Consider the following 20742-nt stretch of genomic DNA (forward strand, 5'->3'; position numbering starts at 1 on the left):
GCACCTCACCTCGGGTGGTCGAGCATGCCCACCGTCGCCCCCCTGGTCGCGGCTTCCGTTTTCACGGGCGGATGCGCGCTCATCCACCTCATGCGCGCCCGCGCGGACCAAGTCACCAAGGTTTTGGTCGCGATCCTCCTGCTCGTCACTACGCTCGGGCTCGTCGCGGTCACGCGGCCGGATGCGCGGAACGCTTGGCACCTCGTTCGCGTCCGGCTGCCCGAGCGTGCGCAGATGGTGCCGGCGACGCTGATGCGTCCCGGTGATCTATCCGAGTGAGCGGCTCCGGACCGCTCGGGTCGCCGGCACGCCGGCGAAGCGCCTCCCGGCCTCGGTGTAAATCCCCAATCGAATGGGCGGCCGGTTCTGAGCGCCCATGGGCCCCGTGGGACCTTCCATGCGGTGCATCGCAGGCGACGCCGGCGGCACGGCCGCGAGGTTTCGAGACCGACTTCACCGCGCGGCATTCCCGGCGCCTTGACCCTTGTGGCGGTGCGTCCCAGCATACGACGCTGGTGTCGATCAGTCGTCGCCCGGAACACGGGCATGAGGGGTGATCGACCAAGCCCGGTGCCGCAGCCGCGGCGGATGCCGGGAGAGCGGTGCTGGCCTACCGCGGAGAGGCCGATAGGGATGATGTCGGGTAGGTCGCGCCCGCGTGCAAGACGGCGGGGGCGGCCGGATCGGCCTCCTGCCGAGGCAGGGTCATCGCAGCGCTAGGGTATGCCGATGCAAGCATTCGACGCCCTCGCGCCGCCCTTCGACCGGCTTTCCCATGACGAAGCCGAGCGGCTGCGGCAGCACGCCGACGTCGGATATTTCCGTCCCGGGGAACGGGTGGTCACCCAGGGGAGGACATCCGGGTTCCTGCACGTGCTCCTCAAAGGAACGGTCGAGGTCCGGAACGGCGATGGGTTGCTCGCTGTCCTGCGGGCCGGAGATACCTTCGATGCCCGTGCGGTGGTTCATGGCGAGGCGGGGGAGGATTTCATTGCCGCCGAGGAGACCTTGTGCGTCCTGCTGCCTCGCGACGACATCATCGCGCTGGTCCACAGCAACGCCGCCTTCGGCGCGTTCTTCTATGCCGAGGTTTCCCAGAAGCTCGATGCCCTTTCCGCCCGTCCCGGCGGCGACATCGCCGACTCGGTCCTGAGCGCCCGAGTTCGCGACTGCCGGCACGCCCCAGCCGTGTTCGTAGACGGTTCAGCCACGATGGGGGCGACGGGGCGCGCCATGCTGGATGCCGGGGTCGACGCCGCCTTCGTGCGCGATGGCGAACGGATCGGAATCGTCACGGGCCTGAAGTTGACGCGGGCGCTCGTCATCGAGGGACGCCCCATCGAGACGCACGTGCGGGAGATCGCCCGTTTCGAGGTCGTCTCCATCGAGGCGGAGGATCGCTTGGCGGATGCCCTCCTGACCATGACGCGGCACAACAAGCGCGGCATCGCCGTCAAGGACGGGGATCGCTTCGTGGGCTTGTTGCGCGACATCGATATCCTGGGTCGGTTCGCGGGCAATTCCCAGTTGATGCCGGGTCGGATCGCGCGGGCCTCATGCGTGGACGATCTCGCGTCGGTCGCGAGCGACATCGCCGAACAGGTCGAACTCCTCTACCGCCAAGGCGTGAGGGCGGATGCGATCGCCGAGATCACGTCGGACCTGAACCACAGGCTTCACGCGCGAATCTTCGATCTCCTCGCGCCCGCATCGTTCCGCGACGCGAGTTGCCTTTTCCTGATGGGATCGGAGGGGCGCGGCGAGCAGATCGTCAGGACCGACCAGGACAATGGGCTGCTCCTCACGAGCGCCGCCCCGGCGAGCGATCTCGACGCATTCCGCTTCGCCTTCACGGCGGCCCTGGAGCGCTGCGGGTTCCCGGCTTGCCCCGGGAACATCATGGTCCGCAATCCGGCCTGGTCCCGGACGCTCGACTCCTTCCTGGAGCAACTACGGCAGTGGGCATTCGCGGGGACGCCCGAGGCGGCGATGAACATCGCGATCTTTGCCGATGCGGCGCCCGCGGCTGGGGATTTCGGCCTCCTCTCGCAGGCCAAGGCCGTCCTCGTCGACATCCTTCGAGGCGAGACGCGCCTGCTGGCGCAGCTCGCGACCCTCGTCAATCTCGCCAAGAACCCCGGTACAGGACTTCTCGGCACCATGCTCACGAGCCTTCGCCTGCGTCACGATAGGATCGACCTGAAGCGGGAAGGCATCTTCCCGATCGTCCATGGGACAAGGGTCCTGGCGCTGGAGCACGGGGCCCTGGCGGGGTCGACGTCCCGACGGATCAAGGCCCTTGCCGAGCACGGCGCGCTCGACGCGAGGTTCGGGCAGGAACTCGCCGGAGCCTTGCAGGTCTTCACGAGCCTACGCCTGCGCGCGCAGCTGGAGGGAGCTTACCGCGGCAACGATAACGGGTCCGCCCTCGACCTGGGTGCCTTGACGGCGATCGAGCGTGACGTCTTGCGGGACGCCTCGCGCGTCGTGGCGCGGTTTCGCGAGCTGATCGGCCTCCGCTACGGCTTGGCGAGCCTGTGAGATGCGTCGGTTGGTACGCCGCCTCTACGCTCAAGCGAGGCTCTCGGATCCGGCCTACCGCTTCCTGTTCGACGAGCCCCCCCATGGCGAGGTCGTGGCCATCGACTGCGAGACGACCGGACTCGACCCCCATGTCGACGAGATTATCGCAATCGCGGCCATTCGGATCAGGGACGATCGGATCCTGACGAGCGAGCGCTTCCAGGCCATCGCGAGGACGAGCAGGAAGTCGTCGCCCGAAGCCATCAAGGTACATCAGCTGCTGGACAGGGACATCGAACAAGGCCGGCCGATAGGGGAGCTCGTCCCCGAGCTGCTGCGTTTCATCGGGCCACGGCCCGTCGTGGGCTACTACACCGCGTTCGATAAGTCCATGATAAGCAAGTACACTAAAGCATATTTGGGAATCCCACTGCCAAACGAAGCGATCGATATTTCGGGAATGTACTACGATCTTCGTTACGGCCATGATTGGGGGCACTTGACGATCGACCTGAGTTTCAGGAAGATTGCCCACGATCTTGAGATACCGATGCTTCCGCAGCACGACGCCTTCAACGACGCTCTTATGACGGCAATGATGTACCTTCAACTACGGGACATGGCGCGACGGGGCGTGCGTATCGCGGCATGACCGAGGCCTCCATCAAGCCGTCCGGGCGCGTCGGCCGGCTTGAAGGCAAACCACGGCACTGCCCATTCGATCGACGGGCGCCGACAGGGTCGCCGGAGCCTCCGCCATCCCGCGTCATCCCCGAGCCCTGTAGCGCTCCATGCCCTCAAGGATCAGGCGCTCGGCCTCGGCCCGGTCGCCCCAGCGGACGATCTTGACCCACTTGCCGGGCTCCAGGTCCTTGTAGTGCTCGAAGAAGTGCTGGATCTGGCTGATCGTGATGTCGGGCAGGTCGGTGTAGTTCTCGACGCGGTTGTAGCGCTGGGTCAGCTTGCGCGAGGGCACGGCGACGATCTTCTCGTCCTCGCCGCCGTCGTCCTGCATCACCAGCACGCCCACGGGGCGCACGCTGATGATCGCGCCCGGGATGATGGCCCGGGTGTTGGCCACCAGCACGTCGCAGGGGTCGCCGTCGCCCGACAGGGTGTGGGGGATGAAGCCGTAGTTCCCCGGATAGAACATCGGCGTGTAGAGGAACCGGTCGACGACGAGCGCGCCGGCCTCCTTGTCCATCTCGTACTTGATCGGCTCGCCGCCTAGGGGAACCTCGATGATCACGTTGACTTCGTGAGGCGGGCTCTCGCCGACCGGGATGGCGTCGATGTTCATGGTGATCGATCCTCGTACGACCCGCCCGACGGGCGGGGCTTCCGCGACGTCCGAGGACAGCCCTGCCGACCGGGGATCCGGTCGTCCCGGCACCCGTTCATTCATCGCGTCGGCTGCGCCCCGAGCCCGAGAACCGAGAACACGCTTCGCGTCACGTCGTCGATGGGCTGCATCCCATCGACGAGCCTCAACTTGCCGCGCGCGCCGTAGTACTCGGAAAGCGGAGCGGTCTGCCGGCGATACGTCTCAAGCCGCACCCTGAACGCCGTGGGATTGTCATCGGGTCGTACGGCCCCGTCGCGACTACGTGCTTCCTCCACGCGAGCCGCCATCCGGTCGACGAGGACAGCCAGGTCGGCCTGCAGCTCGATGACGGCGTCGAGGGCCGACCCCTCGTCGCCGAGCAGGACGTCGAGCGCTTCGGCCTGGGCCACCGTGCGGGGGAAGCCGTCGAGGATGAAGCCGTGCCGGGCCTCCGGGTGACAGATGCGCTGCCGCACCATCTCAAGGACCAGATCGTCCGGCACGAGCCCGCCCCGTTCCATCACGGCCTTGACCTGCAGGCCTATCGCGCTTCCGGCCGCGACGGCGCTGCGGAGCATCTCGCCGGTCGAGAGTTGCGGGATACCCAACCGTGCGACGATCCGGGTCGCCTGGGTCCCTTTCCCCGCTCCGGGCGGGCCGAGCAGCACCATGCGCATCCGCATTCCTCCATGGAGACGTGGTCACGACGGCTTCGAGCCTCCTACCGGCCCACCCGACATGCCCGGCACAGGCGGAAGCCACGTCGCGGTGGGACGGCGGCCTGTATCCCCTCTCTCCCGCCACGGGCTCCTTGCCGACGCCGATGCGCTCAGTGCGCGTGGGCCGTCGCGGCGCCAATGCCGGTCTCGGAGCGCACGTATTGCGCCTCGAAAGCCGCGCGCTCCCGCTCCGCCTGCCGCGAGCGGTCGAGCACGGAGACGATCCAGATCGTGCCGAAGGCGAGTGGCATCGAGAACAGGGCGGGGTTGTCGTAGGGAAAGAGCGGCGCGGCGTTGCCGAGCGTCGTCACCCACACTGCCTTGGAAAGCACCACCATGACGACCGCCGCGAGGAGGCCGACGAGTCCGCCTGCGAGCGCGCCCCAGGTGGTGGTGCCCCGCCATAGGATCGACATGGCGAGTACGGGGAAGTTGCAGGAGGCCGCGACCGAGAAGGCCAAGCCCACCATGAAGGCGACGTTCTGGTTCTCGAAGACGTAGCCCAGGGCGATCGCCACGATGCCGATGACGACGGCGGAGATCTTCGACAGGTTGACTTCGTGGGCCTCCGTCGTGCGACCGCGCGCGATCACCTGGGCGTAGAGGTCGTGGCTGACGGCCGAGGCCCCCGCGAGCGTCAGGCCCGCCACCACCGCCAGGATGGTGGCGAAGGCGACCGCCGAGATAAAGCCGAGGAAGTACGGGCCGCCCACCGCGTTGGCGAGGTTCACCGCGACCATGTTGGTGCCGCCGACCATGTCCTTCAGCTTGTCAAACGCGCCGCCCGCCCCGAGCTTGAAGTAACTCGGATCCGACATCAGCAGGGCGATGCCGCCGAAGCCGATGATGAAGGTGAGGATGTAGAAGTAGCCGATCAGGCCGGTGGCGTAGAAGACCGACTTGCGCGCGGCCTGGGCGTCCGACACGGTGAAGAAGCGCATCAGGATGTGCGGCAGGCCGGCGGTGCCGAACATCAGCCCGACGCCGAGCGAGATCGCCTCGATCGGGTTCGCCACCAGGCCGCCGGGCGCCATGATGGCATCGCCCTTCGGATGGACCGCGACGGCGCTCTCGAACAGCTTCTCAGGGTTGAAGCCGAACTTGTAGAGCACGGCGCCCGCCATGAAGCTTGCGCCGCCGAGCAGCAGGCAGGCCTTGATCACCTGCACCCAGGTGGTCGCCTTCATGCCGCCGAAGGCGACGTAGACGATCATCAGGACGCCGACGATGATCACCGCGTAGAGGTAGGGCAGGCCGAACAGGAGCTGGATCAGCTTCCCGGCTCCGACCATCTGGGCGATGAGGTAGAAGGCCACCACCACCAGCGTGCCGGTTGCCGAGATGATGCGGATCGCGGTCTGGTCGAGGCGGAAGCTCGCCACGTCCGCGAAGGTGAACTTGCCCAGGTTGCGCAGGCGTTCCGCGATCAGGAACAGCACGATCGGCCAGCCGACCAGGAAGCCCGTCGAGTAGATCAGGCCGTCGAAGCCCGAGGTGTAGACGAGGCCCGAGATGCCGAGGAACGAGGCCGCCGACATGTAGTCGCCGGCGATCGCCAGCGCGTTGGTGCTGGCCGAGATGCCGCCGCCCGCGGCGTAGAAGTCGGCCGCCGACTTGGTGCCCTTGGCGGCGCGATAGGTGATGCCCAGCGTCAGCAGCACGAAGAACAGGAACATGCCGATGGCGGGCCAGTTCGTGGCCTGCTGCTGCACGGCACCGAGTTCGGGACCGGCAGCGAGCGCCGGGGTGATCGCGAGGGCGAAGGGCAGGGTCAGAAGGGTACGGATCATTGACCGAGGCTCCGCTTCAGCTCGGCGCTGAGCGCGTCGTAGCGGCTGTTGGCGCGGGCGACGTAGAGGCCCGTCAGTATGAAGGCGAAGACGATCACGCCCACGCCGAGCACGAGCCCGAGCGAGCTGGTGGTGCCGATCTTCACGGCAAGAAGCGATTTGTCGAAAGCGATGAGGCCGATGAAGCCGAAATAGACCACCAACATCAGACCCGTCAGGATCCAGCTGAACCGCGTCCGCTCGGAGACGAGTTGCCGGAACTGAGGGCTCTGGACGATGCGGTCGACGGGGGTGCCGGTTTCGGCACGAACGGGCTGTGACGTCGGAGTGGTCGATGCAGGCGGCCGTCCCGTAACGTCGAGGCTGTGTGTCGGACTCATCGCGATCCCTCCCTAATCTTATTTCGTCTAGCTCGCCCGGTTCTGCCGGTGCTCGATGAGGTCGTCGACGACGGCCGGGTCGGCCAGCGTCGAGGTATCACCGAGCGAGGAGAAATCGTCCTCGGCAATCTTGCGCAGGATGCGCCGCATGATCTTGCCCGAGCGGGTCTTCGGGAGTCCCGGTGCGAACTGGATCAGATCCGGGGAGGCGATCGGCCCGATATCCTTCCGGACCCAGGCGACCAGTTCCTTGCGGAGGGCATCGTCGCCGTCCTCGCCCTCGTTGAGGGTGACATAGGCGTAGATCCCCTGGCCCTTCAGGTTGTGCGGGTAGCCGACCACCGCGGCTTCCGCGACCTTCGGGTGCGCGACGAGGGACGACTCGACCTCGGCCGTGCCCATGCGGTGCCCCGAGACGTTGATGACGTCGTCCACGCGGCCGGTGATCCAGTAGTATCCATCGGCGTCGCGGCGCGCGCCGTCGCCGGTGAAGTAGAGGTTCTTGTAGGTCGAGAAGTAGGTCTGCTCGAAGCGCTCGTGATCCCCGTAAACCGTGCGCATCTGGCCCGGCCAGGAATCCTTGATGCAGAGGTTGCCCTCGCACGGACCGTCGAGCTCCTTGCCCTCCGCGTCGACCATGACGGGTTGGACGCCGAAGAAGGGCCGCGTGGCCGAGCCGGGCTTCAGCCGGGTCGCGCCGGGCAGGGGCGTGATCAGGATGCCGCCGGTCTCGGTCTGCCACCAGGTGTCGACGATGGCGCAGCGCGAGTCGCCGACCACCCTGTAGTACCAGTCCCACGCCTCCGGGTTGATCGGCTCGCCGACCGACCCGAGCACGCGCAGGGAGGCGCGCGAGGTCTTCTTCACCGGGCCCTCGCCGCCGCCCATCAGAGACCGGATCGCGGTCGGCGCGGTGTAGAAGATGTTGACCTTGTGCTTGTCCACCACATCCCAGAAGCGGGAGTTCGACGGATAGGTCGGGATACCCTCGAACATCAGCGTGGTCGCGCCGTTGGCGAGCGGCCCGTAGACGATGTAGCTGTGGCCGGTGACCCAGCCGACATCGGCCGTGCACCAGTAGACGTCGCCCTCGCGGTAATCGAAGACGTACTCGTGGGTCATGGAGGCGTAGACGAGGTAGCCGCCCGTGGTGTGGACAACACCCTTGGGCTGCCCGGTCGATCCGGACGTGTAGAGAATGAACAGGGGGTGCTCGGCCTCGACAGCCTCGGCGGGGCACTCGTCGGTGACCTGCTCGGCGGCCTCGTCGTAGTAGACGTCGCGGCCCGGCTCCATCGCCACCTCACCGCCGGTGCGGCGCACGACGAGCACGTGATCGACGGCGTCCGCGCCGAGGCGTCCGATCGCCGCGTCAACGTTCGCCTTGAGCGGCACCTTGCGGCCGCCGCGCAGGCCCTCGTCGGCCGTGATCACCAGCTTGGCCCCGCAACCCTGGATGCGCTGGGCCAGCGAGTCGGGCGAGAAGCCGCCGAACACGATGGCGTGGATCGCGCCGAGCCGCGCGCAGGCCAGCATCGCGTAGGCGGCCTCGGGCACCATCGGCAGGTAGAGGATGACGCGGTCGCCCTTGCCGACGCCGCGGTTGCGCAGGACGTTGGCCATCCTGCAGACCTGAGCGTGCAACTCCCGGTAGGTGATGTGCTTGGCTTCGTTCGGGTCGTCCCCTTCCCAGATGATCGCGGTCTGGTCGCCGCGACGCTCGAGATGGCGATCGATACAGTTGTAGGCGACGTTGGTCTTGCCGTCCTCGAACCACTTGATCGAGATGTTGCCCGGCGCGAAGCTGGTATTCTTGACTTTCGTGAAGGGCGTCATCCAGTCGATGCGCTTGCCATGCTCGGCCCAGAAAGCATCCGGATCCGAGACGGACGCCTTGTACATCGCCTGGTACTTGGCGTCGTCAACGTGCGCACCCTGGCGCCACGCATCCTGCACTTCGACGACGTTGCCCGCAGCTTCCATAGAATCCCCCCTAACCGTGGCCATTCAAATGACCTAGGTTGGGATAACCGTATGTTCGGCCTTTTAGTTGCGGCAACGGGGAACATGAAGACTCAATTTGCAGTGCAATAAATTTTACTGCGTCGCATATACGACATGTCTCGGCCCATACTGAGGATGCTATGTCCGAGCCTCACAATCTAACAAGATCTCCACTTTTGTTACCCATGCGCCGTTTTGATCCAGACGAAGCGCGCCATCTGGCGAGCTCCCATTTTTAGTCGAGGTATTCCAATGGCAGGCAGCGAGGAGATCGTCATCGTCGGTGCGGCGCGCACCCCCGTGGGCTCGTTCGGCGGCGCCTTCGGCTCGGTGCCCGCCCACGAACTCGGCGCCACCGCGATCAAGGCGGCGCTGGAGCGGGCCCAGGTCTCGCCCGACGACGTGGACGAGGTGATCTTCGGGCAGGTGCTCACCGCGGGCGCCGGCCAGAACCCGGCCCGCCAGGCCGCGATCAAGGCCGGCATCCCCGAGAAGGCCACGGCCTGGGGTCTCAATCAGGTCTGCGGCTCGGGTCTGCGCACCGTCGCGGTCGGCATGCAGCAGATCCAGAACGGCGACGCCACGGTCATCGTGGCCGGCGGCCAGGAGTCGATGTCGCTCTCGCCCCACTGCCAGTACCTGCGCGGCGGCCAGAAGATGGGCGACATCAAGCTCATCGACACGATGATCAAGGACGGGCTCTGGGACGCCTTCAACGGCTACCACATGGGCACCACCGCCGAGAACGTCGCCCAGGCCTTCCAGCTCACCCGCGAGCAGCAGGACGCCTTCGCGACCCGCTCGCAGAACAAGGCCGAGGCCGCCCGCAAGGAGGGCCGCTTCAAGGACGAGATCGTCCCCGTCACCGTGCCGGGCCGCAAGGGCGACGTGGTGGTCGACACCGACGAGTACATCCGCGACGGCGCGACCCTCGAGGCGATGGCCAAGCTCAAGCCCGCCTTCTCGAAGGACGGCACGGTCACGGCCGCCAACGCCTCGGGCCTCAACGACGGCGCCGCGGCCATCGTGCTGATGTCGGCCTCCGAGGCGGAGCGGCGCGGCCTCAAGCCGCTGGCCAAGATCAAGTCCTGGGCGACCGCGGGCGTCGACCCGAAGATCATGGGCACCGGCCCGATCCCGGCCTCGCGCAAGGCCCTCGACAAGGCGGGCTGGAAGCCCGGCGACCTCGACCTGATCGAGGCCAACGAGGCCTTCGCCGCCCAGGCGCTCGCCGTGAACAAGGACATGGGCTGGGACGACGCGAAGGTGAACGTCAACGGCGGCGCCATCGCCATCGGCCACCCGATCGGCGCCTCGGGCGCGCGCGTCCTCGTCACCCTGCTGCACGAGATGCAGCGCCGCGATGCCAAGAAGGGGCTGGCCACGCTCTGCATCGGCGGCGGCATGGGCGTCGCCATGTGCCTCGAGCGGCCCTGAGCGTCACCTAAACCGAAGCAAGAACACACGGAGGAAACCATGGCTCAAGGACGCGTCGCCCTCGTCACCGGCGGCACCCGCGGCATCGGCGCGGCGATCTCGAAGCGGCTGAAGGACAAGGGCTACCGCGTGGCCGCCAATTACGGCGGCAACGACGAGGCCGCCAACGCCTTCAAGGCCGAGACGGGCATCCCGGTCTTCAAGTTCGACGTGGGCGACCTCGCGAGCTGCGAGGCGGGCATCAAGGCGATCGAGGCGGAGCTCGGCCCGGTCGAGGTGCTCGTCAACAATGCCGGCATCACCCGCGACGGCGCCTTCCACAAGATGACCTTCGAGAAGTGGCAGGCGGTGATCCGCACCAACCTCGACTCGATGTTCACCTGCACCCGGCCACTGATCGACGGCATGCGCAGCCGCAACGTCGGGCGCATCATCATCATCTCGTCGATCAACGGCCAGAAGGGCCAGGCCGGCCAGACCAACTACTCGGCCGCCAAGGCCGGCGTGATCGGCTTCGCCAAGGCGCTGGCCCAGGAGAGCGCCGCCAAGGGCATCACCGTCAACGTGATCGCGCCCGGCTACATCGCCACCGACATGGTGATGGCCGTGCCGGAGGACATCCGCAACAAGATCATCTCGACGATCCCGACCGGTCGCCTCGGCGAGGCCGACGAGATCGCCCACGCGGTCGAGTACCTGGCCAGCGACGAGGCCGGCTTCATCAACGGCTCGACGCTGACCATCAACGGCGGCCAACACTTCGTGTGAGGCGCGGTGGCGCGAAAGATCTGATGTCGACGAGGAGGCTCCCGTGAATATGAATCCAGGCTTTGAAATCCCCGGCGCGATGCGCGAGTTCGCCGAGAAAAGCATCGGCCAAGCCCGACAAGCATTTGACAGCTTCATCAACACGGCGCGCCGGACGGCCGAGACGACCCGGGACTCCGCGGATCTGGCTCGCAAGAGTACGCAGGACGCAGGAAGCCACGCCTTCCAAGCTGCCGAGCAGAACGTGCACGCCACGCTCGACTTCGCGCAGAAGCTGATCCAGGCGAAAAGCCTACAGGAGGCGATGCAGCTTCAGGCCGAGTTCACCCGAAGCCAATTCGCCGCCGTGCAGGCGCAGACGAAAGAGTTCGGCAGCATCACCCAGGGTGCGATGAAGCAAGGTACTGAGCAGTTCCGCGACGCGGTGCGCGACGCAGCGGACCAGTCGCGCACGTAGGACGCACGCGAGCCTGCATCGCGATTCCGGCGCGGACAAGGCGTCTGCGACGAGCGGGCCGAGCGAACTGTCCGCCGTTATGGAACCCGGCGGACACGTACCGCCGCCGCCATGCTTCCGGCCCCGCGTGCGCGGCTTTCCCATCGGCCCCAGAGCTGGGGTTCCCTGCAGGTCGATGCCTCGATCCGTAGTGCCCCTGGCGGGGCTGCCAGGATCGAGGCCTCCCGCGCATGGCAGCATCTCCCGTCGATTTTCGTTGTCGGTCGCCGCGCTCTTGCCGGCATGGAGTTCGTCGCCCTGCTCGATGCGCGTACGGCACGCCCGGGCCCCCGGCACTGCCGCATCGTTCAAGCCGCACAGGCCGACGACGCGACCCCAGCCGGAGCGGGATTTGACTGCCCAGCGCTCCGCGGCATCCTCCCGGCAAAGGCAGTCATGATCCGGCACACCCGCGCGTGGCACCATTGGGTCCCATCCTGCGAGCCGCCCACGAGGCGAAGGCCGCGGAACCGCTCCCGTTCCGCCCGGTGGGCCCGTGCACGTCCGTTCCACGAGCATTGTGTCGCCGATACATCCATGCAACGAAGCCGTGTCCGTACACGACGATGCGTGAAAGCCCGGGCCGGCGTGACCCGGTCATGGGGCGAGGAGCGGCCGCGTCGGGAGCCTGTCAGCACGGTCGCGCAGCATCTGGCGATCTGGAGTACGGCGCATTGCGCGTCACCGGCGAGCCACGCCCGCTAGCGCAACGGCGCATATGTCTCTCGGACATTTGCGACAGATGGGGGTGACCGGAAGGCTGAGCAGGCATTTCGTAGCCCGACGGTCAGGGAGGGTGGCGTGTTTCCAAACGACGACGAGTTCGAGTTGCTCGGATCTGACCGGGGGTGGAGCTGTGACCCCGCCCGCGCGGAGGCGTTCGAACAGTTCGCCGCGCCGGTCTACACCACCGACGCGGACGGCTGGTTGACCTACTATAACGATGCGGCGGCCGAGCTTTGGGGCTACCGCCCTGAACTCGGCAAGACGCGTTGGTGCGGCTCCTGGCGCACCTTCACCACGGACGGCGTGCCTCTGCCGCCGGACCGGTGCCCGATGGCCGTGGCGCTCAAGGAAAGGCGAGCGGTGCGCGGGGTACAGCTCGTATTGGAGCGGCCGGATGGCACGCGTATTCAGTTCATGCCCTACCCGACACCGCTCCGGGACGCCACCGGGACCTTGGTCGCCGCCTCGAACGTGCTTTTGGAGATCAAGGACCCGCGGTGGCCTGATCTGAGCGATCCCGCCGCCCACGATTGGGCCTTGTTGGCATCGCCGCCGCTGCCTGCCGACCTGAATCCGGACGATCTGACGGGCTGCCTACAGGCGACGCTTGCCGCGCAGGCGGATGTCGAGTTCGGGTATTGCATCGACTGTGAGCGCTTGGATGATTGGTCTGGGCCGGCCGCCGAGAAGGAGCGCATCCTGCATCAGCTTGAGCAGAAGCGGCAGCGGCAGCGTGCCGGCCTCAACGAGCGGCTGGAGCAGCTGCAGCGGCGTGCCAGGGAGATCCTGGCGCACGGCCGGGCCGAAGCGGGTCAGGGGGCGCAACTCCCCTGGGCCCAATCGACGGCGGTGCATTGATCGTGCCGAACCGGGTCTAGGGGCCCGGCAGCACTGCTGAATCCGATCTCACGCGTGCAACGCGGCCGGTTCGGCGTTCGACAGGGACGCCGCATTTGCGATCGACATCGGGCCAAGATGGGCATCGGGGCCTGCCAAAACCTCGATGGTATCGACGTGGGCCTCGATGAAGGCCGCGATCTCCGGCACGATCTCGGCGCGGAAGCGCGAGCCGTTGAAGATGCCGTAGTGACCCGCCCCCATCTGGAGGTGGTAGGCCTTCTTCTCAGCCGGCAGGCTCGTGGTGAGATCAAGCGCGGCACGGGTCTGGCCGATGCCGGTGATGTCGTCCTTCTCACCCTCGATCGCCATCAGCGCACAGCGCCGGATCGCGGTGAGATCAACAGGCTTACTGCGGTGGCGCATCACGCCTCGTGGCAGTTGGTGCTCGATGAACACGCGCTCGACTGTCTGGAGGTAGTACTCGGCCGTGAGGTCCATGACAGCGAGGTACTCGTCGTAGAACTCGCGGTGCTTGGCAGCCGAGTCGCCATCCCCCTGCACGAGGTGGTTGAACATGTCCCAGTGCGCGGTTTGGTGCCGATCAAGGTTCATGCTGATGAACCCGGCGAGTTGCAGGAATCCGGGGTAGACCCTGCGGCCGTAGCCGGGATGCGGCCAGGGTACCGGGTGGATGCAGTTCTGCTCGAACCACCCGATCTTCCGCTCCTGCGGGAGCCTGTTCACCGCGGTCGGCGAGCGGCGGGTGTCGATGGGCCCGCCCACCAGCACGGCTGAGCGGGGCACTAGCGGGTGATCCTCCGCCTCCATGCGCGCGATGGCGGCCAGCACCGGCACGGAGGGCTGACACACGGCCATGACGTGCAGGTCGGGCCCGAGCGCCTCGAACAGCGCCATGCAGTAGTCGATGTAGTCATCCAGATCGAAGCGGCCGGCTGAGAGGGAGACCTCCTTGGCGTCCGCCCAGTCGGTGATGAACACCTGATGCGTGTCGAGGAAGGCCGCCACCGTGCCCCGCAGCAGCGTGGCGTAGTGGCCGGAGAGCGGGGCCACCAGCAGCAGCTTCGGCTTGGCCGAGGGCTCGCCGAAGGCGATCACCCGGCAGAACGGCCGCTGCCAGACGACACGCTCGCTCGTGGGCAGTCCGAAGCTCGGCTTGGCGTAGCTGCGCGTGCCGCGCTCGAACAACTCGCAGGAGGCGACTATGGCACGGCTGCTGGGTGTGTAGGCAAGTGGGCTGAAGGGGTTCTGGTAGGCTGTCTTGGCGACGCCGGCTGCCATGCGGGCAGGGGAGAGCATCAGATCGCAGGCGTCACGCATCAGGTACAGCATACGGGTGTTCCCTCTCGGCTGCCTCGGAGCCGCTGGTCTGTGAGGTGCCTAACGCTCCGGCACTATGTTGCGTTGCGTTTAGGCACGACGCGTCTGCGGATTGAGCAGTTTGCACGCGCTCCCGCGCATCGTCACTCCCTTGCCAACTCAGCTTCCCGGCTAGGGCACGCAAAACGCATCCGATGGTGCCGGCTGGCAACATAGTTCACCGCGCACTCGGTGAGAGCCTCCCGCCTCGGGCATCTTCCATACTGGGGGTAAAATTTACCATAAAGCGCGAAAGGGCCCGTCCTTCAGGGCGGGGATGAAGAGCGCCGGCGGCGAGAGCCGCCTTGTCAACGTTCCCGTTGCGTTCTAGCTTCGCCGCGTGCTTCGCCGTCAGTCATACCGGTTCGAGCTCCGGCCCGACGGCGCGCAGGTCCGGCTCTCCCGCCGGTCCTCGGGCGCGCGCCGCTACGTCTTCAACAGGGCGCTCGCCCTGCAGAAGGAACGGCGGGCCAAGGGCGAGAAGCACCTCTCCTACGCCGGCCTCTGCAAGTCCCTCACCGCCTGGAAGGCGGATCCCGCCGGCGGCGACCTGGCGTGGCCGTGGCCGGGAGTGAGCGTTAGGATGTGAGAGGCCCGTCGTCCTAGGCCGGGACAGGACAGGGCCCGAACTGCAGCCGGCCGGGGGCCGCCTGGCCGACTCAACGGGTCACGAATCAATTCAGACGGAGCCCGCGCCCTTCGTCCGCGCGATCGCCATGAGTGCGTCCACGTCGGAGACGAGGTCGTCCGCTTCGGGCGCGCCGCGACCGCGCACCGGCGGCGCCCGGCTTGCCTGCCTGACCGAACTTGCGAGGCAGGCAAGCCAATCCGCGACCTTCGCACGTTCGAAAGTGGCGGTCTGGTGGTGTCCGACAATGAAGGCGGCCGCCTCGGCGATCCCGCGACTTACGAGATCCTCCGGCAGAAATCCCGCGGCGTGCCAAGATGCCGGCACGACACCGTCACGGTCGAGGCGAACCAGTTCGTTGATCAGGCGTCCGATCTCTGGCGTCGCGGCATCGCGCGCTTGCCTATCAAGCCTGTCGCGCCGATCCTTCTCCGCCCTGGTCAACCCGCGGACCCGGACGGCCCTTCGGTCCCGGACCACGAACTGCATCTCTCGATCGAGCAGCCGGAACCTTGGAAGGCCGGCTTCCGTGCCGGCGATCGCGACGAGGCGCAACCGGACGCATTGGCCGGCGAACATGCCGGCCATCTCGTATGCACGCGGATCGGGGTCGGGGCGCGGGTACCGTTCGATACGCCCGGCCCGCTGCCTGGCGAGGCGATCATGCGCCGCTACGAACTCGGGCAGGCTCAGGAGTTCCTCGCCGCCGAAGAACCCGAGCAGCAGCGCGTTCAAGGCTACGGCCTGGTTAGGACGGGTGCGCGGCTCGTGCCGTGCGAACGCGCCCTCGAAGGACCGTCGGCAGAGAGCCGGATCCCCCTTTGGAAGCGTCGTCGCGCCGTCCGGCATGGTGCCTAATCGTCGCGGTGCGAAGTCGAACATGCTGACCGCATCGACGCCGATACCCCGGGGTTGGCGTCCATCTCTCTCGTCCTGGTCGGGCATCCCGGTCCTTTCAGGCCATCGACCGCCGCGGCGGCCTACGATCGCATGCTCGACCCTTGGCAGGTTCGGCGAAACCCGGTGGCATGCGCCATCCGTCGCGATCAGCGGTCCGGCCCTCGCCGGCACGGGTTCGGTCAAATAGAGCCGACCGGAGGCCTTGGTGGCCGTGTTCCAGCCCCACATAGCGAGGCGTCGGCGAAAAACGCCTTTGACCGTCCGATCCCGCGTACGGCCGGCCCCGGGCCGTCGGCGGCACGCATAAAAATCTGTGGACGAACACCTCGCCCCTGTACCAACCGGTGAGGTCACCAGGCGGGCGTTGGCGGTGGGACCTCATCGATCCCGGGGTTACGAATGTCGAGGATACGAAGAGGCCGGCAGTCGTCCCTGTTTTGGATCGTGGCGGGCCGATCAGTCCTCTCTATGGGAGGTAGGCCTCTCACGGAGGGGCGTACGACGAACAACAGGCAAGGGTCCCGAATGCGCGGAGCCGATCACGTCGAAGACCGCTGCGATGGTTGATACCGGCTTGCGTGACGCACGACGCATAGGGCCGTGCTTCCGCCGGGAGCACCGAGACGCTTGACCGGCCATCGTTCCTCCCCGGCCCAGGCGCCAGCGACCAGGTCCTGGCTTTCACGTCCGGAAGCAGACGCGCAGGACAGACGAGCCCCCTAGATCGGGAAACTCGGCCTATTTCTCAGGCGTGTGATCCTGAATCCGGGTTCCGGCCCCTCATCCTAGGAACGGCGCCCAACGGTCGGATCCTCGGCGAGGCACACTCCTCCTGAGGCAATTGTTCGGAATGGCTTTACGCGAGTACCGGTGATTACTCGGTACTCACGATCGATTGAAACTCCTAAGACCCGGTCATCGAGAGGCGGTCGGCCTGCGCCCGTACGAGGGGGGAATGCCCTCAATCCAAGAAATCGCCTCTTCAGGCCGCGGGCGGGCCGGCGACGATAGCCTTGGTCACTCGGCAGGGGTTCATGCTACACGCCTCTCCGCCCCCTGGATTGAATGCAATCATGCGCCTGCGCACCGTCCTTGCCTTGGTCTTCGCAGGCAGCGCGCTCGTCTTGACGTTCATCGGCACCCTGACCGTGTCACGCTTCGTCGCCGCGCGCGCCCAGATCCGTGCCGAGGCGCGGATGGCCGACCTTTCCGGCCAGTTGCGTCACCTGATCGAGGCCAACATCGCCGAACGCCTGAACGACATGCAGGTGCTGACCAGCGTCGCAGGCAGCACCGCGACGACACCGCAGGCTCGGCGCACCTGGGTCGAGGCGCTCCGCACCGCCTATCCGGCTTACGCGTGGATCGGCTTCGCCGACCGCGACGGCCTCGTCACGGCGAGCACCGGCGGCCTGTTGGAAGGCGTGAGCGTCGCCACGCGACCTTGGTTCCGCAGCGGGCTCGAAGGACCTTCCGTCAGCGACGTGCACGAGGCGCTCCTGCTCGCCCGCGCGCTGCCCGAACTGCCCCACGGCGAGCCAAGGCGCTTCGTGGACGTCTCCGCCCCGCTGCGGGACGGGGCGGGGTCGGTGACGGGCGTGGTCGGAGGCCATCTCAGCCTCCCCTGGTTGCGTGAGTTGAGCCGGGCAGCTGTCGCCCCCGTGCTCGCCCGCGACCCGAGCGTCGAGGTGCTGATCCTGGCGGGCGACGGAACGGTGGTGCTCGGACCGGGCGACCGGCAAGGCGAGCGGATGCTCGGGGACCTTCCGGCCATCGACATGCTCGCCGCAGGCGCCGAGGAGGCTACCGCGCGTGGCGTCTGGCCGGACGGGCACGACTATTTCACGGGCGCGAGCCGCACGCGGATATCGGTAGAGCGCCCGTCGCTGCCCTGGAGCGTGATGGTTCGTCAGCGCGTCGATGTCGCCCTGGCACCCACGCGATCGTTCGTGTTCCAGCTCGCGACCGGCGGCGCGGCCTTCGCCCTGCTGTCGGCATTCCTCGGCTGGCTTGCGGCCGAACGTCTCGCCCGGCCGTTGCATGCGCTGGTCGCCGCCGCAAATCGGATCGGCGACGTGGCCGACGTGCGGTTGCCCCGACCGCGCGGCTACATCGAGATCAAGGGGCTGACGGACGCCCTCGGCGCGCTGCTGGCACGCCTCGGCGAGCGTGACCGTGCCTTAGCGTCCGTGAACGCGGAGCTTGAGCGACGGGTCGCCGACCGTACCGCCGAACTGGTCGATGCCCGCGACAGGGCGGAGGCCGCGCAGGCCCATGCCGAGGCAGGCGAGCGCGCCAAGGGCGAGTTCCTGGCGACGATGAGCCACGAGATCCGCACGCCATTGAACGCTATCAAGGGCTTCAGCGACCTGATGCTCCAGGATGCGGCTCTCACGACGGGCCAGCGGCAGCACCTGGGGCGGGTACGGACCGCCTGCTCCGTCCTGATCACGGTCGTCAACGACATCCTCGACCTCGCCCGCGTCGAGTCGGGCCGGATCGAACTAGAGCAGAAGCCTTTCTCGCCCCGCACCCTGATCGAGGAAACCGTTGCCCTTCTCCAGGGGCTAGCCGAAGACAAGGGGCTGACGTCGTGCGTCGACATTGACCCGGACCTGCCCCCTTACCTGAAGGGGGATGCTGTTCGGCTTGGGCAGGTGCTGCTCAACCTCCTCAACAACGCGATCAAGTTCACGGCGAAAGGTTCGGTCACGGTCCGCGCCGGATATGTCGAGCAGGAGATCGGTGCGTACCTTCACGTGGTGGTCGAGGACACCGGCATCGGCATTCCCGCGACCGTGCAGGCTCGCTTGTTCGAGCGCTTCTCGCAGGCCGATAGCGGCACGGCGCGGCGATACGGCGGGAGCGGCCTGGGACTGGCCATCGCCAAAGGCTTGGTCGACGCCATGGGCGGCAGGATCGCGCTCGTCAGTTATGAGGGGAGGGGCGCTGCCTTCTCGTTCTCCGTGCCGCTCGCACGCGCGGAATGCCAGGCTGCCGAGGCGCCCGCGATGCAGGATGGGGGGCTCCTCGGCAGCTTTAAGGGCCGTCTTCTCCTCGTGGACGACTCCGAGGTCAACCGCGAGGTCGCCAGGGCCGTGCTGGAGCGCGGCGGCTACGCCGTGGACACCGTGGCGAGCGGGCCGGAAGCCTTGTCTGCGGTCACAGCACGCCGGTACGACCTCGTGTTGATGGACGTGCAGATGCCGGGAATGGACGGCATCGCGGCGACGCGCGCGATTCGGGCGCTTGCCGATCCCGCGCGCGACGTGCCGATCGTGGCGATGACGGCGAACGTGTTGCCGGAACAGGTCGCCGGATGCAGGGCCGCTGGCATGGTGGGTCACGTCGGCAAGCCCTTCGAGCAATCCGAGTTGTTCGCTGCGGTTGAGCGCTGGATCGGCCGGGACGACGGGCCTGGGACGAGCCGCGCGATCTTGGATCGCGCCGCGTTCGACGCGATGGCGGAGCTGGTCGGCCGCGACCGGATGGACGAGCTGCTGGCCAAGCTCGCAGAGGAACTTGCGCACTGGCTCGCGACTTCCGCCTCCGTCGGTGCACGCGACGAGCTCGCCCGGCAAGCACATCAGCTGGTCTCGTCGGCAGGCGTGCTCGGTTTCACGGAGTTGGCGCGCCTGTGCATGGCGGTCGAACGGGCATGCGTCTCCAGCGGCGACTACGAGGCCCCCCTTGCCGCGATGCGGGTGGCGGCTGCCGAAGCGATCGGGCAAATCGATTCAATGCTCGCCGCGTGAGCATGGCGGTCGAGCCGATGCGCGACCGCGGGGCCGAAGCCTGCGGGGATGTCCCTGACGATGGCGCTATCGGCTTGCATCCGCCTCGAACGTGAGGCGTCCGGCGGCGGATTGGGGCGATCATCGCGTATTGGCATGCCCTCCCGATGGCCGAGAGGGAGGGGGCATGCGGACAGGACCAGCGCCCGGCGGTACCAGGACGCGTACGGTACGCCCCTTACGTATGGCGCGCTCCCCCTAGACCGCGCGGCTGATCATCGTAACGCGCCGCCGGCGGGCGCGACAGCGCCATTCGGGTAGGGGGCCAAGTCATGGTCGCACCCATCGGCCGTCGATATCGCCCGCGCCTACGGAGCGGCCGCAAGCCCGTCGTCCCGTCGGGATCGCGAGACCTCGAACCTTACCTTGAGCGTCCGATCGAAGGCTCCCACCCTCGCAGACGGGTGGCAAAACAACGCGTAGCCAGCCTCCGGAAGGCGTTTAGGCGAGGTAAGTGCCTCGCCATGGTCAAAAGCCGCCCCGTCGCGTGGAGTGGGCCCCTGGAGGTGGACGGATTGGACAAGGCTGATTGACCGGCTGGCTGGGTCTTCGAAGGATGAAGACCATGGCTCGACACCGTTCCCACAGCGTCGCGTTCAAGCGGCAGGTCGCGCAGGAGTACCTGTCCGGCGAGACGCTGCACGGCTTGGCCAAGCGCCACGATCTCTCGCGCAACCTCGTGCGCGTTTGGGTGCAGAAGTACGAGACGGGCGCTTTCGACGACGACGCGGCCGCCGCCGACACGATCCAGGCCTATGAGGCCCGCATCGCCGCGCTCGAACGGCTCGTCGGCCGGCAGGCGCTTGAGCTTGAGTTTTTAAAGGGGGCTCTGCGCAACGGACCGCCGCCGCGAAGCGCGCCTACGTCCGTGATCACCGGCCCGGCAGCCTCTCCGTCGCTGCGGGATGCCAGCTGATGGGCTTGGCGCGCTCCACCTTGTCAAACAGCGTTGAACATTGACCCTGGATCGGCGTCGAACTTTGACCCCCTGGATGGGTATGGCGGGACGCCCCTGATCAGCCCGGCGAAGGCGGGT

17 protein-coding genes are annotated in these 20742 nt (G+C 67.2%); 10 read left to right on the top strand and 7 right to left on the bottom strand.

Annotated features, from left to right (window positions below; translation table 11 throughout):
- Positions 1–24 precede the first annotated feature (24 nt).
- From MTDSW087_RS17665 to MTDSW087_RS17675, 3 genes are all read left to right on the top strand, one after another.
- Positions 25–279 (top strand): hypothetical protein, encoded by a 255-nt coding sequence (locus tag MTDSW087_RS17665; RefSeq protein ID WP_144766108.1) that lies wholly within the window; start codon positions 25–27, stop codon positions 277–279.
- 450 nt (positions 280–729) lie between these two features.
- Positions 730–2541 (top strand): DUF294 nucleotidyltransferase-like domain-containing protein, encoded by a 1812-nt coding sequence (locus tag MTDSW087_RS17670; protein ID WP_144766110.1) that lies wholly within the window; start codon positions 730–732, stop codon positions 2539–2541.
- Between the two features lies 1 nt (position 2542).
- The gene (locus tag MTDSW087_RS17675; protein ID WP_144766112.1) at positions 2543–3175 is read left to right on the top strand and encodes a 3'-5' exonuclease; all 633 of its coding nucleotides are present in this window, start codon (positions 2543–2545) and stop codon (positions 3173–3175) included.
- 114 nt (positions 3176–3289) lie between these two features.
- Here the strand turns inward: MTDSW087_RS17675 and ppa are convergent, their stop codons facing one another.
- From ppa to acs, 5 genes are all read right to left on the bottom strand, one after another.
- Positions 3290–3823, bottom strand: a complete 534-nt coding sequence (ppa, locus tag MTDSW087_RS17680; protein ID WP_144766114.1) for an inorganic diphosphatase — start codon at positions 3821–3823, stop codon at positions 3290–3292.
- Between the two features lie 101 nt (positions 3824–3924).
- Positions 3925–4524 carry an adenylate kinase gene (locus tag MTDSW087_RS17685; protein WP_144766116.1) on the bottom strand — a complete coding sequence of 200 codons (600 nt, stop codon included), beginning with the start codon at positions 4522–4524 and terminating at the stop codon, positions 3925–3927.
- Between the two features lie 152 nt (positions 4525–4676).
- On the bottom strand, positions 4677–6356 hold the full coding sequence (locus tag MTDSW087_RS17690; protein ID WP_144766118.1) for a cation acetate symporter: 1680 nt from the start codon (positions 6354–6356) through the stop codon (positions 4677–4679).
- Positions 6353–6736 (bottom strand): DUF485 domain-containing protein, encoded by a 384-nt coding sequence (locus MTDSW087_RS17695; protein ID WP_144766120.1) that lies wholly within the window; start codon positions 6734–6736, stop codon positions 6353–6355. The genes MTDSW087_RS17690 and MTDSW087_RS17695 overlap by 4 nt, the downstream gene beginning before the upstream one ends.
- Positions 6737–6763: 27 nt before the next feature.
- Positions 6764–8719, bottom strand: coding sequence for an acetate--CoA ligase (gene acs, locus MTDSW087_RS17700; RefSeq protein ID WP_144766122.1), 1956 nt, complete (start codon positions 8717–8719; stop codon positions 6764–6766).
- Between the two features lie 273 nt (positions 8720–8992).
- On the opposite strand from acs, the gene MTDSW087_RS17705 reads away from it, so the two are divergent.
- The 4 genes from MTDSW087_RS17705 to MTDSW087_RS17720 all read left to right on the top strand — a co-directional run bounded on the left by MTDSW087_RS17705 (position 8993) and on the right by MTDSW087_RS17720 (position 13025).
- Positions 8993–10177 carry an acetyl-CoA C-acetyltransferase gene (locus MTDSW087_RS17705; RefSeq protein WP_144766124.1) on the top strand — a complete coding sequence of 395 codons (1185 nt, stop codon included), beginning with the start codon at positions 8993–8995 and terminating at the stop codon, positions 10175–10177.
- Positions 10178–10216: 39 nt separating this feature from the next.
- Complete coding sequence (phbB, locus tag MTDSW087_RS17710) at positions 10217–10945, top strand: acetoacetyl-CoA reductase (protein WP_144766126.1); 729 nt, start codon at positions 10217–10219, stop codon at positions 10943–10945.
- A gap of 49 nt (positions 10946–10994) precedes the next feature.
- Positions 10995–11402, top strand: a complete 408-nt coding sequence (locus MTDSW087_RS17715; RefSeq protein ID WP_238178816.1) for a phasin — start codon at positions 10995–10997, stop codon at positions 11400–11402.
- An 840-nt stretch (positions 11403–12242) separates the two neighbouring features.
- On the top strand, positions 12243–13025 hold the full coding sequence (locus MTDSW087_RS17720) for a PAS domain-containing protein (protein ID WP_144766130.1): 783 nt from the start codon (positions 12243–12245) through the stop codon (positions 13023–13025).
- Positions 13026–13073: 48 nt separating this feature from the next.
- On the opposite strand, the gene MTDSW087_RS17725 is transcribed toward MTDSW087_RS17720, so the two are convergent.
- Positions 13074–14357 carry a polyhydroxyalkanoate depolymerase gene (locus MTDSW087_RS17725; RefSeq protein WP_144766133.1) on the bottom strand — a complete coding sequence of 428 codons (1284 nt, stop codon included), beginning with the start codon at positions 14355–14357 and terminating at the stop codon, positions 13074–13076.
- Positions 14358–14724: 367 nt separating this feature from the next.
- Here MTDSW087_RS17725 and MTDSW087_RS17730 point away from each other — a divergent pair, with 367 nt between their 5' ends.
- Positions 14725–14973, top strand: a complete 249-nt coding sequence (locus tag MTDSW087_RS17730) for a helix-turn-helix domain-containing protein (RefSeq protein ID WP_144766135.1) — start codon at positions 14725–14727, stop codon at positions 14971–14973.
- A gap of 90 nt (positions 14974–15063) precedes the next feature.
- Here MTDSW087_RS17730 and MTDSW087_RS17735 read toward each other — a convergent pair whose 3' ends face one another.
- Positions 15064–15894: a hypothetical protein gene (locus tag MTDSW087_RS17735; RefSeq protein ID WP_144766136.1), complete on the bottom strand. Its 831-nt coding sequence runs from the start codon at positions 15892–15894 to the stop codon at positions 15064–15066.
- A gap of 1091 nt (positions 15895–16985) precedes the next feature.
- On the opposite strand from MTDSW087_RS17735, the gene MTDSW087_RS17740 reads away from it, so the two are divergent.
- Entirely contained in the window at positions 16986–19667 is a 2682-nt protein-coding gene (locus MTDSW087_RS17740) for a hybrid sensor histidine kinase/response regulator (protein ID WP_186383888.1), read from the top strand.
- 604 nt (positions 19668–20271) lie between these two features.
- Positions 20272–20622, top strand: coding sequence for a transposase (locus tag MTDSW087_RS17745; RefSeq protein WP_144766142.1), 351 nt, complete (start codon positions 20272–20274; stop codon positions 20620–20622).
- Positions 20623–20742 lie beyond the last annotated feature (120 nt).

Source organism: Methylobacterium dankookense, from assembly GCF_902141855.1.
GTDB lineage: Bacteria > Pseudomonadota > Alphaproteobacteria > Rhizobiales > Beijerinckiaceae > Methylobacterium > Methylobacterium dankookense.

Excerpts from the sequence above, each read along its gene's own strand:
- MTDSW087_RS17690 (WP_144766118.1), bottom strand. The coding sequence starts at position 6,356 with ATGATCCGTACCCTTCTGACCCTGCCCTTCGCCCTCGCGATCACCCCG.
- MTDSW087_RS17685 (WP_144766116.1), bottom strand. The coding sequence starts at position 4,524 with ATGCGCATGGTGCTGCTCGGCCCGCCCGGAGCGGGGAAAGGGACCCAG.
- MTDSW087_RS17740 (WP_186383888.1), top strand. The coding sequence starts at position 16,986 with ATGCGCCTGCGCACCGTCCTTGCCTTGGTCTTCGCAGGCAGCGCGCTC.
- MTDSW087_RS17695 (WP_144766120.1), bottom strand. The coding sequence starts at position 6,736 with ATGAGTCCGACACACAGCCTCGACGTTACGGGACGGCCGCCTGCATCG.
- MTDSW087_RS17725 (WP_144766133.1), bottom strand. The coding sequence starts at position 14,357 with ATGCTGTACCTGATGCGTGACGCCTGCGATCTGATGCTCTCCCCTGCC.
- acs (WP_144766122.1), bottom strand. The coding sequence starts at position 8,719 with ATGGAAGCTGCGGGCAACGTCGTCGAAGTGCAGGATGCGTGGCGCCAG.
- MTDSW087_RS17715 (WP_238178816.1), top strand. The coding sequence starts at position 10,995 with ATGAATCCAGGCTTTGAAATCCCCGGCGCGATGCGCGAGTTCGCCGAG.
- MTDSW087_RS17675 (WP_144766112.1), top strand. The coding sequence starts at position 2,543 with ATGCGTCGGTTGGTACGCCGCCTCTACGCTCAAGCGAGGCTCTCGGAT.
- MTDSW087_RS17745 (WP_144766142.1), top strand. The coding sequence starts at position 20,272 with ATGGCTCGACACCGTTCCCACAGCGTCGCGTTCAAGCGGCAGGTCGCG.
- MTDSW087_RS17665 (WP_144766108.1), top strand. The coding sequence starts at position 25 with ATGCCCACCGTCGCCCCCCTGGTCGCGGCTTCCGTTTTCACGGGCGGA.
- MTDSW087_RS17735 (WP_144766136.1), bottom strand. The coding sequence starts at position 15,894 with ATGTTCGACTTCGCACCGCGACGATTAGGCACCATGCCGGACGGCGCG.
- MTDSW087_RS17705 (WP_144766124.1), top strand. The coding sequence starts at position 8,993 with ATGGCAGGCAGCGAGGAGATCGTCATCGTCGGTGCGGCGCGCACCCCC.
- MTDSW087_RS17670 (WP_144766110.1), top strand. The coding sequence starts at position 730 with ATGCAAGCATTCGACGCCCTCGCGCCGCCCTTCGACCGGCTTTCCCAT.
- ppa (WP_144766114.1), bottom strand. The coding sequence starts at position 3,823 with ATGAACATCGACGCCATCCCGGTCGGCGAGAGCCCGCCTCACGAAGTC.
- phbB (WP_144766126.1), top strand. The coding sequence starts at position 10,217 with ATGGCTCAAGGACGCGTCGCCCTCGTCACCGGCGGCACCCGCGGCATC.